The organism is Zoogloea dura, assembly GCF_012927165.1.
Lineage (GTDB): Bacteria > Pseudomonadota > Gammaproteobacteria > Burkholderiales > Rhodocyclaceae > Zoogloea > Zoogloea dura.
Genome location: NZ_JABBGA010000020.1, coordinates 59,130 through 73,243, shown reverse-complemented (window position 1 = coordinate 73,243; position 14,114 = coordinate 59,130). Strand labels below are relative to the sequence as shown.

Here is a 14,114-nt window from a genome sequence, read left to right as displayed (position 1 = left end):
GCCCCACAACCATGAAGCGCAGCCCCTTCCCCGGGGCGTTCGCCGCCGCCACCCTGGTCAGCCTGGTGCTGGCCGGCTGTGGCGGCGGCGGCACGTCCACCACCGATACCAGCCAGTCCGTCAATACCGACAGCTCCTGGAGCTGGAACCTGCCGGTCAACTTCGCCACCCCGGCGATACCTGACGACAACCCGATGTCCGAGGAGAAGTTCCAGCTCGGCCGCCGGCTGTTCCACGACACCCGCCTGTCCGGCAATGGCACCCAGTCCTGTGCCTCCTGCCATTTCCAGAACCTGGCCTTCACCGACGGCAAGGCGGTGTCCACCGGCTCCACCGGCGAGCTCACGGCGCGCAGCGCGATGCCCATCGCCAATTCGGCTTACCACCCCACCCTGACCTGGGCGAACTCCACCCTGACCTCCCTCGAGAAGCAGATGGAGACCCCGCTCTACGGCACCAATCCAGTAGAACTGGGTATCAACGAGAGCAACAAGGCCGGCGTGCTCAAGCGCTTCCAGGATGACGCCGACTACGTGGCCCGCTTCGGCCGCGCCTTCCCCGGGGAATCCGCACCAGTCAGCTTCACCAACATCATCAAGGCCATCGCCACCTTCGAGCGGGGCATGCTCTCCGGCGACTCGAAGTACGACCGCTACCAGAAGGGTCAGGCCAGCCTCAGCGACACGGAAGAGCGGGGACGCAACCTCTTCTTCACCGAAAAGGCCGAGTGCTTCCACTGCCACGGCAGCTTCAACTTCAATGACCAGTTGAAGCATGCCGGATCGCGCCTGGTGGAAACCCCCTTCCACAACACCGGCCTCTACAACATCGACGGCAAGGGAGGCTTTCCTGCCCCCAACCGGGGCATCTTCGAGCTCAACGGCAAGGCCGGGGACATGGGTGCCTTCCGGGCCCAGAGCCTGCGCAATGTCGCCGTCACCGCCCCCTACATGCACGACGGCAGCATCGCCACCCTCGAAGAGGTGCTGGATTTCTACGCAGCCGGCGGCCGCAACATCACCAGCGGCGCCCATGCCGGCGACGGCAGGGCCAATCCCTACAAGAGCGACCTGATCTCGCGCATCGACCTCAGCGCTCAAGAAAAAGCCGACCTGGTGGCCTTCCTCAAGACCCTGACAGACGAGACCCTGCTGACCAGCAGCCGCTTCTCCAATCCGTTCAAGTAAAGGTCATCGCCACCATGCGTCATGCCAGCCTCGTCGCCAGCCTCGCCCTGGGCCTCTCGGCCCTGGCCGGGCTGGCCGCCGTGCATCAACTGAAGCCCGCCCCCGCATGGACCTGGAGTCTGCCAGCGTCCTTCAAACCGCCCCGCATCCCGGCGGACAACCCCATGACGGAGGAGAAGTTCCAGCTGGGCCGGCGCCTCTTCTACGACACCCGTCTGTCCGGCAATGGCACCCAGGCCTGTGCCAGCTGCCATTTCCAGCACCTCGCCTTCACCGACGGCAAGGCCATGTCCACCGGCTCCACCGGGGAGCTCACCGCCCGCAGTGCCCCCAGCATCGCCAATACCGCCTGGAATCCGACCCTCACCTGGGCCAACTACTCCATCCTCGATCTGGAGCGCCACATGCTGGTGCCCATGTTCGGCGAGAACCCCGTCGAACTGGGCATCGATGACAGCACCCGCAACACGGTACTCAAGCGCTTCCGCGACGATCCCGACTACCGCGCCCGCTTTGCCCGCGCCTTCGGCCCTGGCCAGGAGGCCATCAGCTTCTCGAACCTGATCAAGGCGATCGCGGTGTTCCAGCGTGGCGTGGTGTCCGCCGACGCCCGCTACGACCGCTATCTGGCCGGCCAGGAAAAGCTCACTGAAGCCGAGGAACGGGGCCGCAGCCTGTTCTTCTCGGAACAGGCCCAGTGCGGCAACTGCCACAGCGGCCCCACCTTCAGCGACCAATATGCCGACGTCTCCAGCCGCGAGGTACGCACGCCCTATCACAACACCGGCCTCTACAACCTGGACGGCAAGGGCGGCTATCCGGACGGCAACCGGGGCATCCTCGAACTCTCCGGCAAGGATGCCGACATGGGAGCCTTCCGCACCCAGAGCCTGCGCAACGTGGCGCTCACCGCCCCATACATGCATGACGGCAGCGTGCCCACCCTGGAAGCCGCGCTCGACCATTACGCCGCCCACGGCCGGACGCTTCGCGACGGCCCCCGTGCCGGAGACGGCAGCCGCAACCCCCACAAGGACCCGCGCCTCGACCGCATCCAGCTGAGCGCCGACAACAAGGCCGACCTGATCGCCTTCCTCAGGACGCTCACCGACGAAACCCTGCTTACCTCGCCCCGCTATGCCAATCCGTTCAAATAGATTCCGCCTCGGCATCCTGGCCGGCACCGTCCTGGCGGCCTCGGCGGCTACCCACGCCCACGAGATGCCCCAGCCGCCCATCGAGGACCGCCTGTCCATCAGTGCCGGCTTCGGCCTGATGTCCCTGCATGCCGATGATGCCTACCCCATTGCCCGCCTGCCCGGCGTCCTCGAGGCAGGCAGCCCCCGCGCCGACGAGCGCCGGGATGGCCTGGATTACGCCGAAATAGCCCTGCGGGCCCGCTTCAGCGAACAATGGCGGGGGATGTTCAAGATGGCCCACCATGGTGGCCGGGATGCCCGCAACGAGACCGAAGAGGCGTGGCTGGAAGGCCGTGCGGAACCCCTCCACGACCATCGCCTGGCGGTGAAGGGCGGGCGCCAGCTGCTGCCCCTGGGGCTGCTCAACCCGGTGCACATGCACGCCTGGGACTTCGGCATCGCACCGCTGGCCCTGCGCGGCATCATCAACGAGAGCTGGCGGGCCGACGGCCTGCGCGCCGACTGGACCCACCCGGCAGGCTGGTCCGCCGGCCTGGGTGCCTGGCGCAACCAGGGCTTCCCCGGCGCCGATGCGGGCGGCTTCAAGCTGATCACCGGCCGCGTCGGCTGGCAGAGTGACAGCCTCCGCATCGAAGCCGGCTATGCCAACGTCAATGCCGACGGCCGTGCCCTGCTCACCACCGGCCTGGCCGGGCATACCCACAGCGTGCCCAGTTGCACCCGCATCGCCACCGACCGGGTGTGCTTCTTCGGCACCGCCCGGATGGCCGTGCTGGCCGCGCGCTGGCAGAGGCCCGACAGCCCCTGGTGGGTCGGCGCGGAGTGGTGGGCGAAACGCGAGGAAGGCCGTCTGGACAGCATCAACGGCACACCGGACTACACGGGCAAGCTGAATGGCGGGTGGCTGGATGCCGGCTGGCGCTTTGCCCCGGGCTGGGAAGCCATCGGCAGGGTGGAGCGGGCCGTCGCCCGCCATGACCTGGCCGGCGCCAACGCGGCCCTGGTGGCCACCCAGTCGGGCATCGCCGACTCGCATCAGCCCCTGCGCAGCCTTGGCGCGGTGCTGCAATGGCGCCCGGCGGGCGGCCACCGCCTGGCTGCCGAATGGCACCGGGAGCGCACCGGCCCGACGAGCAACGAGGTGTGGCTGCTGCGCTACCAGTTCCTGTTCAGCCAGGGCCTGCTCTAGCCCTGGCGTGGGCTACATGCCGCCCACGGCCTCGCAGCCAGCAAGGGCGCAGCGCTCGTCCTCGGCCTCGCTGGCCCCCGAGACGCCGATGGCGCCGATGACCTGCCCTTGCCATTCGATGGGAATCCCGCCGCCGAAGACCACCAGCCGCGGGCGCAGCAGGATGCCCTTCTGCACCGGCTCGGAGAAGCCGGCCAGCAGTTCGCTCCACTGGGCGGTGGGAAAGCGGAAGCTGGCCGCGGTGTAGGCCTTGTCGATGGCGGTGTCCATGGAATGCAGGGACGACTCCGGCATGCGCAGGAAGGCCATCAGCACGCCGGAGCGGTCCACCACCGCCACGTTGACCGCGACACCGAGGCGTTCCGCCTCCTCCATGGCGGCCACCACGGCCTGCTGGGCGGCCTGCCGGGTGATGCTCAGGCAGGCCGCCGCGGGTGAGGCGGACGCCACCGTCACGGGGCCTCCGCCGCGAAGCGGTCGCGCAGCAGGTTCTTCTGCACCTTGCCCATGGTGTTGCGAGGCAGGTCATCCACAAAGAAGACCCGCTTGGGCACCTTGAAGTTGGCCACCGCGCCCTTCAGGCTGCCGATCACGTCGGCCTCGCTCAGGGCCGCGCCCGCCTCGGCCACCACCACGGCCGCAACGGCTTCGCCGAAGTCCTTGTGGGGCAGGCCGATCACCGCGGACTCCTTCACCCCGGCCATCTCGTCGATGTAGGACTCGATCTCCTTCGGGTAGACGTTGTAGCCGCCCGTGATGATCAGGTCCTTGGAGCGCCCCACCAGCACCACATAGCCCTGGGCGTCGATCATGCCCAGGTCGCCAGTGCGGAAAAAGCCGTCGGCGGTGAACTCCTCGCGGGTCTTCTCGGGCATGCGCCAGTAACCCGGGAAGACGTTGGGGCCGCGCACCTGCACGTGGCCGATCTCGCCCTGGGGCAGGGCCTGGCCTTCATTGCCGGCGATGCGCACCTCGACGCCCGGCAGCGGGTAGCCCACCGTGCCGGCGCGGCGGGCCCCTTCGAGGGGGTTGGAGGTGAGCATCACCGTCTCGGTCATGCCGTAGCGCTCGAGGATGGCCTGGCCGGTGCGGGCCTCGAACTCCTTGTGGGTCTCGGCCAGCAGCGGCGCCGAGCCGGAGATGTAGAGGCGCATGTTGGGCCCGCTGTCGCGGCCGAAGCCCGGCTGTTCGAGCAGCCGGGTGTAGAAGGTCGGTACCCCCATGAAAACGGTGGCGCGGGGCAGCAGGCGCAGGGCGGTGTCCACGTCGAAGCGCGGCAGCCACAGCATCAGGCTGCCGTTGAGCAGAGCGCAGTGGCAGGCCACGAAGAGGCCGTGGGCATGGAAGATGGGCAGGGTGTGGAGCAGCACGTCACCGGGCCGGAAGCCCCAGTAGGAATGCAGGGTGCGGGCGTTGGAGGCGAGGTTGGCGTGGGTCAGCATGGCTCCCTTGGAGCGCCCGGTGGTGCCCGAGGTATACAGAATGGCGGCCAGGTCGTCGCCGCTGCGGGCCACCGTCTCGAAGCTCGCCGCACAGGTAGCGGCCTGTTCCGGCAGGCTGCCCTCGCCGGCCTCGCCGAGGGTCAGCACATGGGCCACGCCCGCGTCGGCGGCCAGTTCCTTGAGCAGGGCTTCGCCCTGGGGCCGGCACACCACCAGGCTGGGCTGGGCGTCGCCCAGGAAGTAGGCCAGCTCGCTGCGCTGGTAGGCGGTGTTGAGGGGCACGAAGACCACCCCGGCGCGCAGGCAGGCCAGGTAGAGGAACAGCGCTTCGGGCGACTTTTCCACCTGCACCGCCACCCGGTCGCCGGGCTTGAGGCCGAGGCGGACGATCAGGCTGGCGATGCGGCCGCTGGCGGCATCCAGTTCGGCATAGGGGTAGCGACGACCTTCGGCGGTCTCCAGCGCCGGGGCATCGGGGGCGGCCGGAAAGCCGGCCTTGAGCATGAGGTAGAGGTTCTGATTGTTCATGGGGGTTCTCTTCTCGTTCAGACGATCACTTGGTCCTGCCAGCACAGCCGGGCCACTTCGAGCACCAGCTTGCCACGCACCGTGCCCTGGCGGCTCCTGCCCAGGGCCTCGGCGACAGACGCCAGCGGCATCACGTCGATCTCGGGCAGCTGCAGGCGGCCCTCGGCGCACAGCCTGGCCAGGTGCTCCAGCTGGGCCTGGTCGGCCTTGGCGACGATGCGCTGGGCCCGCACGCCCAAGGCCTCGGCCCGCCCCGCATCGGGCTGGCCGGCGATGCTGACCAGGCGGCCGCCGGTGCGCACCCGCTCCAGCCCGGCCGCCAGGGCCTCGCCGCCGCTGCAGTCGAGGAGCAGGTCGGGGCGCGTCTCGAGCACCGGCGAGGGGTCGAACAAGGCCTGGTAGTCGAGGGCGATCTCCGCGCCCAGGCCTTTGACATAAGAATGGTTGGCGGGCCGCGAATAGGCGATCACCCGCGCGCCCTGCAAGCGGGCCAGCTGCACCGCCATCGAGCCGACGCCACCGGCGGCACCGACGATGGCCACCGTCTCGCCGGCCTGCAGCCCGCCGGCCTGGACCAGGGCCTGCCAGGCGGTGAGGAAGGGCAATGGCAGCGCTGCGGCGCTCATCAGGGCCAGTGAATCGGGAATCGGCACGAGCAGGGACTCGGGCACGCAGATGTACTCGGCGTAGGTGCCGCGCTCCACCGGGGTGCCGTACTGGCGGCAGTAGCCCATCACCCGCTGGCCCGGGGCAAGGCGGCTGACGCCCTCCCCCACCTGGTCGATCTCGCCGGCGGCGTCCCAGCCGAGGGTCAGGGGAAACTGGTGCGGGAACACCGCAGCCATCGCGCCCTGGCAGATCTTCCAGTCCACGGGATTGACGCCGGCGTAGGCGATGCGCAGGCGCACCTCGCCGGGCGCCGGCTCGGGTTTGGGGGCGTCGCTCACGCGCACGGAGTCGGCAGCGCAGAAGGCATCGATGCGTACGGCTTTCATGGGGCTCACCAGGCTTGGATTGGGAAAATGGAGAAACCCGCCACCCGGCCGGGTGGCGGGTGGCGGTGGCTCAGCGGCCAGCCGACTGCAGGGTCTGCAGCGAGAAGTCCTTGGAGCTGACGCCCGGAGCGTTGGTCTTCCAGGTGGCCGTATCGATCAGCGACACGGTGGCGTGGTTACGCTGGAAGTCGATCACCGCGCCGCCGGTGGTGCGCACGTCGCGGAAGCCGTCCTCGGCCTTGCCGACATAGGAGTGGAATTCCATGAACTTCCAGAATTCACCCTTGCGGTTGTAGGTCTCACCGTAATAGATGCGCGGGTACTTGGTATCCACGTACAGGACCTTCTTGCTGTAGGGGTGCTCGGACGGGGTGATGGCCTCGATCACGTACACCTCGCGCGGCTCGAAGCGGTCGTTGTTCATGTTCCAGAACGGCGGCTTGTTCTCGAGGGCCGGGTACTTCTCCTCGAAGCTGCTGCCGTTGCGGTTCCACAGCTGGGTCTTGCCGTTGGCCACCGCCAGCACCCAGCGCTTGCCGACCATCTTGTAGCTGGGATACCAGCACGGGCGGGCGTTGAAGATCTCCAGGTCGTCCTGCAGCTGGTCGGAGGAACCCACCGGGTCCATCCAGGCACCACCGGACAGGCGACGCACCCGGCGCACGGCGGGGATGTAGGCCCACACGTCGTTGAACTTGGTGGAGTCGTACTGGACGGTGTAGGTGCCGAGGCCCTTCATGTCGGCCGGGGACTTGAAGTAGAGCAGCTGGCGGCCGCGCTCGCTGCCGTCGCCTTCGGTGGCTTCGCCGTTGAGGCGGCCCTTCATGGAGTAGCGGGTGAATTCGGCCACCGGCTCGGCGTGCACGCCCTTGGCGCCGTCGATCAGCACCTGGGTGTAGAAGGGCACTTGCGCCACGTCGCCGGTGAGCTGGCCGAGGTGCCAGTTCCAGATCACCTTCTCGGCGGCCTGGCTGTCCTTCATGTCGATGTTGGGAAAGGGCTCGCCGGCCTTCCAGCCGTCCACCTGACAGCTCTCGGCGTTGATCCTGGTCTTGCCGGCGTTGGCCTGGGAGGCCTTGACCCACTTCGGATCGAGGGGCACTTCCTTCGACTTGTAGAGGGGGATCTTCCAGCCGTTGGTCTTGATCCGCCATTCCATCTTCTCGGTGAGGAGGCTGGCGATGGTCTTGCCTTCGAAGGTGTCGTTCTTGATCTGGTTGATGTTCTCGGCAGAGATCACCGTGCCTTCCGGCAGTTCGGCGGCGTGCAGCTGGCACGCCATGCCGGACAGGACCAGGGACAGCGACAGGGACAGGGATGGGGCAAGGGCCTTGCGTTGGACTTTCATTGTGTGTTCTCCGGAGCCGGGGTTGTCAGAAGAGATAGGTCAGGCTGGTGTACAGCTGGTCGCGCTTGTGGAAGTAGCCAAACAGGCCGGAGTTGTCGCAGCTGGCGGCATTGGGATAGGTGCACTGGGTGCCGTCACGCCACTTGTCGGACCAGAACTTGTCGTACTCCACCTTCCAGCGCAGGCTCTTGCTCAGTTCCATGGTCACCGAGGGCACGGCGAAGCCGCCGCCGTAGGTGATGTCGCGGCCGATCACGAACTCGGGGCGGATCCGCCCGTTGGCATAGCTCGCACTGAAGATGCCGGTCAGCAGGAAGGAGTGCTCCTTGGTGCGGCCGCCCCAGCCCACCGAGTTGAGCAGGCCGTCCTCGCGCTTGTAGTCCTGGATCCATTTGTCGAAGAGCTGCATCGAGAAGAACAGCGGCTTCTCGGTGCCGAGCAAGGTCTGGGTGGCGGCGATGTTCTTGTCGATCCGCAGCATCCAGGCCAGCACGTCCTTGCGCTTGATGCCGTCGAAGCCCGGTGCCACGGCCTGGGAGATCGGCGTGGGGGTGGCGGCGAGGATCTGGTACGGCGCGTCCTTGATGACGGCGATCTCGGTGCTGAACACCGCGTCGGCCAGGTTGGAATAGCCGCTGGCAGTCAGGCCGAAGACATCGACGATCGGGTAGATGATGTCGCCGGCAACGCCATTGGTGTTGCTGCGCCCCACGGTGGTGGCGCCCGACGGCGTGGTGGGCATGCCGAACAGGCCGAGGGTGCTGGAGGCGTTGAGGATGGGGCTGGGGTAGAAGGTGTTGAGGTAGGACAGGGAGTAGTTGATGTCCTTGGCCACGCCGCTCCAGCGCACCCCGCCGGTGACCTTGCGGTAGTTGCCTTCCTTGTTCTTGTAGTCGTAGGGGTCGATGTTGCGGAAGTCGACGCCGGCATAGGGCTGGCTGGACCAGCGGCCGCCGTAGATGTCGATCTCGGTACCGATGTCCTTGGTGCGGTCCCAGCCCGGGCGGATCAGCACTTCGACACCGCCGTCCAGCTCGGGCACGTCCACGTTGATCTTGGCCATGATGTTGGGCTTGCGCAGCTCTTCGTTGGCCGGCTCGAGGAAGGAGCGCCAGGTCAGGTTGAAGCCGTGCACCAGGTCGTTGGCGGCGAAGAAGTCGGTCTCGCCCCAGGCCACCTGCTGCTTGCCGAAGCGCACCTTGGTGCGGTCACCGAGCGGGAAATCCACATACAGCTCGCGGATCTCGGCCTCGTTGTAGAGGTCCATGATGTCGCCGCGGCCGTTGGCAGAACCGTAGTTGTTGGCGCCCATCTTCTCCAGGTGACGCAGGAAGTCGGTCTTGGTCTCCCGCGTGGCCCTGAACTTGCCCACCACGGTGATATCGTCGGTGGCCTTCCACTCGCTGTTGACCCGGACGGTGGTACGGAACATGGACAGCTTGCGCCGGTCGTCATAGCCCGGGGTGTCGGCCCAGTTGAGGAGGTTCCACGACAGCTCCTGGCGCAGGTAGCCGTCCACCTTGAGGCTGCTTTCTTCGGCCTGTACCGCCGGGGTGATGGCGGCCAGTGCTGCCGCCATCGCAAGTACCCTGGAAGGTACGCTCGACCGCTTGCCTTTGTTCATACCGACTCCTTCTCTGTGGTTTGTGCCGTCCCCGAAGGTCCGACGATTGGGTGCTGGAAGCGGGCGGAGTCCTCCCTGTAAGGCCCTCCGCCCGGAGGTTTGCTCATGCATGCACGGCTTGATCAGTCGGCCTGAAGGCCAGGCGTGGCGCCGGCCAGAACCGGGCGCTCTTTTTTTCCGAAGATGAATTCGGGGCGGAACACGTAGATGACCGAGGGCATCACGAAGAGAGCCGACATGGCGGAGATGCCCAGCCAGATCGCCATCAACAAGCCCATCTCGGCCTGGAAGCGGAGGGACGAGGCCCACCACAGCAGGGTGCTGACGATCAGCACGCTGGCCGTCACCACCACGCCCATTCCGGCGGAGTGCAGGGCCATGTAGATGGCCTTCTCGGGGGAGCTGCCGGCGGCGATCTCTTCCTTCACCCGGTCGGCGATGTAGAAGGCGTAATCCACGCCGAGGCCGATGCCGAGGGCGGCCACCGGCACGGTGTTGATGTTCATGCCGATGCCCTTCCAGGCCATGAAGCTGAAGGTCAGGGTGTTGGAGATGATCACCGGCACCATGAAGAGCATGCCGGCCACGGTGGAGCGGTACACCACCGTGCAGATCACCACCAGCACCAGCAGGGCCAGGGCCACGGCTTCGATCTGGCCGGACAGGATCACCTCATTGACCGCCGCCATCACCCCGATGAGGCCGCCGGCAAGCTGCCAGGAGCCGGTCTCGAGGGGGTTGGCGGCGATGAACTCCTTGACCCGCGCCACCGCGGTGCGGATGGTCTCGCCCTTGCGGTCGCGGAACATCAGGGTGACGGCGCCGTTGGCATAGGTGCTGTCCACGAAGCGGTCCATGTCGCCGGGTTCGGATACCGAGTCGAGCACCGCCATCAGGCTGCCGTTGGTGGCCTGGCTGTCGCCGAGCTCCTGGTAGCGCGGGTTGCCCTCACGCAGGGTGCGGCTGACCACCGGCAGCACGTCGGCGATCGACACGGAACCGCCGATCTCCGGCTGGGCCTCCAGGAAGCGCTGGAAACGGTTCATGGCGGTGAGCACCTCGCTCTTCTTCACGAAGTCCTGCTGGCCGTCTGCACCCACCACCACGAACATCCGGTCGGCGCCCTGGAAGCGGGCATTGATGGCGGCCGAGTCCTCGTTGTAGGCCGCCTCGGGCCACAGGATGGGCGAGCCCGGATTGGCATCACCGATCTTGAGGTTGAAGGCGTACCAGCCGGACACCGCCATCACCACCACGCTGCAGCCGATCACCGCAAAGCGGAAGCGCGAGGTGGCCATCCACACGGCAAAGTCGAGCACCTTGCGCAGCAGCGGGGCCAGATCGACCCCATGCACGGTGCCGTGGGGCTTGCGGATGAAGGACAGCATCACCGGGGTGAGGATCACCGCGCTGATGGTCAGGGTGGACACCCACACCACCGACAGCACGGTGAGCTTCTGCAGCATCGGGATGGGGCTGAGGGCCACCACCGCCATGCAGGCCGCGTCGGCGATCACCCCGAGCATGCCCGGCCGGAACAGGTCGGCCAGGGCCACCTTGGCCGCATGCCGGGCGCTTTCGGCGCCCTTGGCGATGTTCTCCAGTTCGTCGTCGAAGCGGTTGACGATCTGCACCGAGTGGGACACCGCCCGCGAGGTGATGAGCATCGCCACCACGATCACAAGCGGCTCGAAGTGGATGCCCAGCAGGTGACAGATGCCGAGCGCCCAGATCGCGCTGACCACCCCGGCCAGCAGGGGCAGCAGCACGCCGCGCCAGGTGCGCAGCAGCACGAAGAGCATGCTCAGGGTCACCGCCAGCGCGGCGGCCACCAGGTTGATGGTCTCCGGCACGTAGTGATTGACCCAACCGTACAGGATCGGATCGCCGACGATGCGGATGCGCACCGAGTCGTCGTCCACCTTGGCCACCAGGGCCCGCACTTCTTCAAAGACCTTGGTGTAATCCACATCCCGGTCGATGAAGTCCACCGTGATCAGGGTGGCCTGCAGGTCGCGGGACACGTAGGGGCCATACACCAGCGGGTTGCGCAGCACGGCCTCCTTGAGGGCCGCCATCTGCTCGGCATTGGCCGGCAGGTCGGGCCACATCAGGGGCGTGGTGGCGATGCCGTCGGTGGAGGCCTGCACCTCCTTGAGCTTCTTGGAAGCCAGGGAGGTGATCTGGTAAGGATTGACCGCCGACACTTCACGCAGGCCGAGGGTGACGGTGCGCACCTTGTCGAGGAAGGCCTTCTGGAAGATGTCGCCCTCCTTCACCTCGAACATGATGGTGACCATGTTCGAGCCGCCGAAGGTGTCCTTGAAGCGTTCGTGGGTTTTGACGTACTCGTGCTGCGAGGGAAGCATGTCCTCGAACACGGTGCGCACTTCGATGCGCAGGGCAAACCAGCTCAGCACCAGGGTCAGTGCCGCCAGCACGGCCACCACCGCTTTGCGGCGATGGATGCATAACTCCGCGATGCGTTCGATCATTTTTGTCGTCTCTCTGTGTAAGGGGTGCGAAGCCGGGCGCTCAACTGCCCAGGGGCTGCCAGCGCTTGCCGTCCCAGCGGCCTACGCCGGCGCCGGCGAACCAGGCCTGGCCACCGGCCGGCAGCACGCGGGTGTGCCATGACAGGTCGCGTTCATCGACGCGGCCGACGCTCCACTTGGCGGCATCGGCAGGGGCGCTGACCCAGCGCCCGAGCACACCGGCGCCGAGCCAGCGCTGGCCGGCCTCGTCCCAGGCGATGTCGAGGAGGTGGTCGTGGATGCCGGTGTCGGCCTGGCGCCAGTTCTCGCCGCCGTCCTCGCTGACCAGCACCACACCGTCGAGGCCGACCGCCACGCCATGGCGGGCGTCGCGGAAGGCCACGGACATCAGGGAAGTGGGGACCGGGGCCTCGCGCTCATGCCAGGTGGCGCCGGCGTCACGGCTCAGCAGCACGCGGCCGAACTCGCCCACCACCCGGATCTCGTCCTTGCCGACGAGGGCCGCGTCGTTCCAGGCCACGTCCTCCTCGTCGCGCAGGCGGCGCCAGCTGTGGCCGAAGTCGTCGCTGGCGAGCAGCGCGCCCATCTCGCCCACCACCACGGCCCGCCCGCCCTCGGCGACGCGCACCCGGGTGAGCTTGTTGGCCACCGCCGAGCGGGGCACTTCGCGTGCCTGCTGCCAGGTTTTGCCGCCGTCGGCGGTGGTGATGATGACGCCGTCGTTGCCGACGGCGATGCCCCGCTGCGCATCCCAGGCGGCGATGTCCTGGAGGGTCCGCTCGGTGCCGCTGGCCAGCAGGCTCAGGCTGCCGTCCGCCGCCATCGAGACGATCTTGCCGTTGGAACCGGCAAACCACACCCGGCCGTCACCGGGCAGGGCGGCGCCGTAGTAGTGGTCGCGATGCTCGAGCACCGGCGGTTGCACGGTGCTGCCGACTGCCGCCGGCTTGATGAAGAGGCCGGCCCACAGCAGCCCGCCGATGATGGCCCAGGGCACCAGGGAGGTCGTCACCTTGAGCAGCCGTCCGCCGGCGGGCCTGGCCTCCGGCAAAGGGATGGCCCGGGCGGCGGCCGTGTTCAGATTCAGCAGTTCATTGTTCCTGTCCATCACAACTCCATCTCGACTGCAGCAGCATTCCGCAGGGCCGGCCGCCGTGACCGGCCCCCGGATGACGCGAATAAATTGCGCAGCCGCCAGGCGGCTGCGCCAACGACCCGCCGGGGAGGCCGGGCCGCGGAGGAGAGCTCGAAAAACGGGGTCAGGCCTGCAGGGCGTGGCCCCACAGGGCCGGCGCGTTGAACACCTTGACATCCCAGTCGTGGTCATCCACTTCCACCCCGCCGTAGCCGTATTCGATGGCGAAGCCGGACTCGGTCTTGACGTAGAAGGAGGTCATCTGGTCGTTGGTGTGGCGGCCCAGGTTCATCACCATCGGGATGCCCTCTTCAAGCACGATGTCGTAGGCGCGACCCACGTCGTCGATGGACTTGACCTGCAGCATCAGGTGGTTGAACTGGCCGGGCACCATGCCGAAACAGGGGTTCATCAGGGCCAGGGTGTGGTGGCGCGGGTTGCAGTGCAGGAAGGTCGCCTCGGCCTCGGACCAGAAGATGTAGTCGGTCAGGCGGAAGCTGAAGTGCTCGGTGTAGAAGCGGGTTGCCGCGTCCCGGTCGGCGCAGGCCAGCACCACGTGGCCGAGGCCCAGATCGCCGGTGACGAAGCCGGAGATGGCGCGGCCCGGCTTGAGGGGCAGCTTCTCCAGCACGGCGCCGAAGAAGAGTTCGATCCGCACCCCGTCGGGGCCACGCAGATGGATCATGTCCAGCACCGCCCGCTCCTCCCGTTCGGCGGCAGTGGCGCGGGTCACTTCCAGGCCCTTGCCGCGCAGCTCGTTCTCGGCGGCCCGCAGGGCATCGAGGGATTCCACCTCCAGCCCCATGTAGGCCAGCGACATGGCATCTGCCTTGTAGAAGGCCAGGCGGTGGTGGCGCTCGTCCACCCGTGCATACAGGCGCTCGCCGTCACGCCGCACCTCGGCGCCGCAGACCTTGTCCAGCACGTGTTGCAGGGAGTCCAGCTCCACCACATTGACACCCGCATAGCCCAGCTGAGTCACATTGATCATCGTCTTTACCGTCCTGGAAG

General features: G+C 67.4%; 11 protein-coding genes. 3 read left to right on the top strand and 8 right to left on the bottom strand.

Going from position 1 to position 14,114, the window contains the following annotated elements:
• The first annotated feature begins 11 nt into the window (after positions 1 to 11).
• The 3 genes from HHL15_RS19645 to HHL15_RS19635 are packed head-to-tail and all read left to right on the top strand — an operon-like array spanning position 12 to position 3,536.
• Complete coding sequence (locus HHL15_RS19645; RefSeq protein WP_169147509.1) at positions 12 to 1,187, top strand: methanobactin export MATE transporter MbnM; 1,176 nt, start codon at positions 12 to 14, stop codon at positions 1,185 to 1,187.
• Positions 1,188 to 1,201: 14 nt separating this feature from the next.
• Positions 1,202 to 2,344, top strand: a complete 1,143-nt coding sequence (locus HHL15_RS19640) for a methanobactin export MATE transporter MbnM (RefSeq protein ID WP_169147508.1) — start codon at positions 1,202 to 1,204, stop codon at positions 2,342 to 2,344.
• Entirely contained in the window at positions 2,325 to 3,536 is a 1,212-nt protein-coding gene (locus HHL15_RS19635) for a hypothetical protein (RefSeq protein WP_169147507.1), read from the top strand. The genes HHL15_RS19640 and HHL15_RS19635 overlap by 20 nt, the downstream gene beginning before the upstream one ends.
• 12 nt (positions 3,537 to 3,548) lie before the next feature.
• On the opposite strand, the gene HHL15_RS19630 is transcribed toward HHL15_RS19635, so the two are convergent.
• The 8 genes from HHL15_RS19630 to HHL15_RS19595 form a co-directional block, all read right to left on the bottom strand.
• Positions 3,549 to 3,992 (bottom strand): GlcG/HbpS family heme-binding protein, encoded by a 444-nt coding sequence (locus HHL15_RS19630; protein ID WP_328825069.1) that lies wholly within the window; start codon positions 3,990 to 3,992, stop codon positions 3,549 to 3,551.
• The gene (locus tag HHL15_RS19625) at positions 3,989 to 5,506 is read right to left on the bottom strand and encodes a malonate--CoA ligase (protein ID WP_169147506.1); all 1,518 of its coding nucleotides are present in this window, start codon (positions 5,504 to 5,506) and stop codon (positions 3,989 to 3,991) included. The genes HHL15_RS19630 and HHL15_RS19625 overlap by 4 nt, the downstream gene beginning before the upstream one ends.
• Before the next feature lie 17 nt (positions 5,507 to 5,523).
• Positions 5,524 to 6,501: an NADP-dependent oxidoreductase gene (locus tag HHL15_RS19620; RefSeq protein ID WP_169147505.1), complete on the bottom strand. Its 978-nt coding sequence runs from the start codon at positions 6,499 to 6,501 to the stop codon at positions 5,524 to 5,526.
• Positions 6,502 to 6,571: 70 nt separating this feature from the next.
• The gene (locus HHL15_RS19615) at positions 6,572 to 7,849 is read right to left on the bottom strand and encodes a DUF1329 domain-containing protein (RefSeq protein ID WP_169147504.1); all 1,278 of its coding nucleotides are present in this window, start codon (positions 7,847 to 7,849) and stop codon (positions 6,572 to 6,574) included.
• A gap of 25 nt (positions 7,850 to 7,874) precedes the next feature.
• Positions 7,875 to 9,473: a DUF1302 family protein gene (locus tag HHL15_RS19610; protein ID WP_169147503.1), complete on the bottom strand. Its 1,599-nt coding sequence runs from the start codon at positions 9,471 to 9,473 to the stop codon at positions 7,875 to 7,877.
• A 122-nt stretch (positions 9,474 to 9,595) separates the two neighbouring features.
• The gene (locus tag HHL15_RS19605; RefSeq protein WP_169147502.1) at positions 9,596 to 11,968 is read right to left on the bottom strand and encodes an efflux RND transporter permease subunit; all 2,373 of its coding nucleotides are present in this window, start codon (positions 11,966 to 11,968) and stop codon (positions 9,596 to 9,598) included.
• A gap of 40 nt (positions 11,969 to 12,008) precedes the next feature.
• Complete coding sequence (locus HHL15_RS19600) at positions 12,009 to 13,076, bottom strand: WD40/YVTN/BNR-like repeat-containing protein (protein ID WP_169147501.1); 1,068 nt, start codon at positions 13,074 to 13,076, stop codon at positions 12,009 to 12,011.
• Between the two features lie 151 nt (positions 13,077 to 13,227).
• Positions 13,228 to 14,094 (bottom strand): VOC family protein, encoded by an 867-nt coding sequence (locus tag HHL15_RS19595; protein WP_169147500.1) that lies wholly within the window; start codon positions 14,092 to 14,094, stop codon positions 13,228 to 13,230.
• Positions 14,095 to 14,114 lie beyond the last annotated feature (20 nt).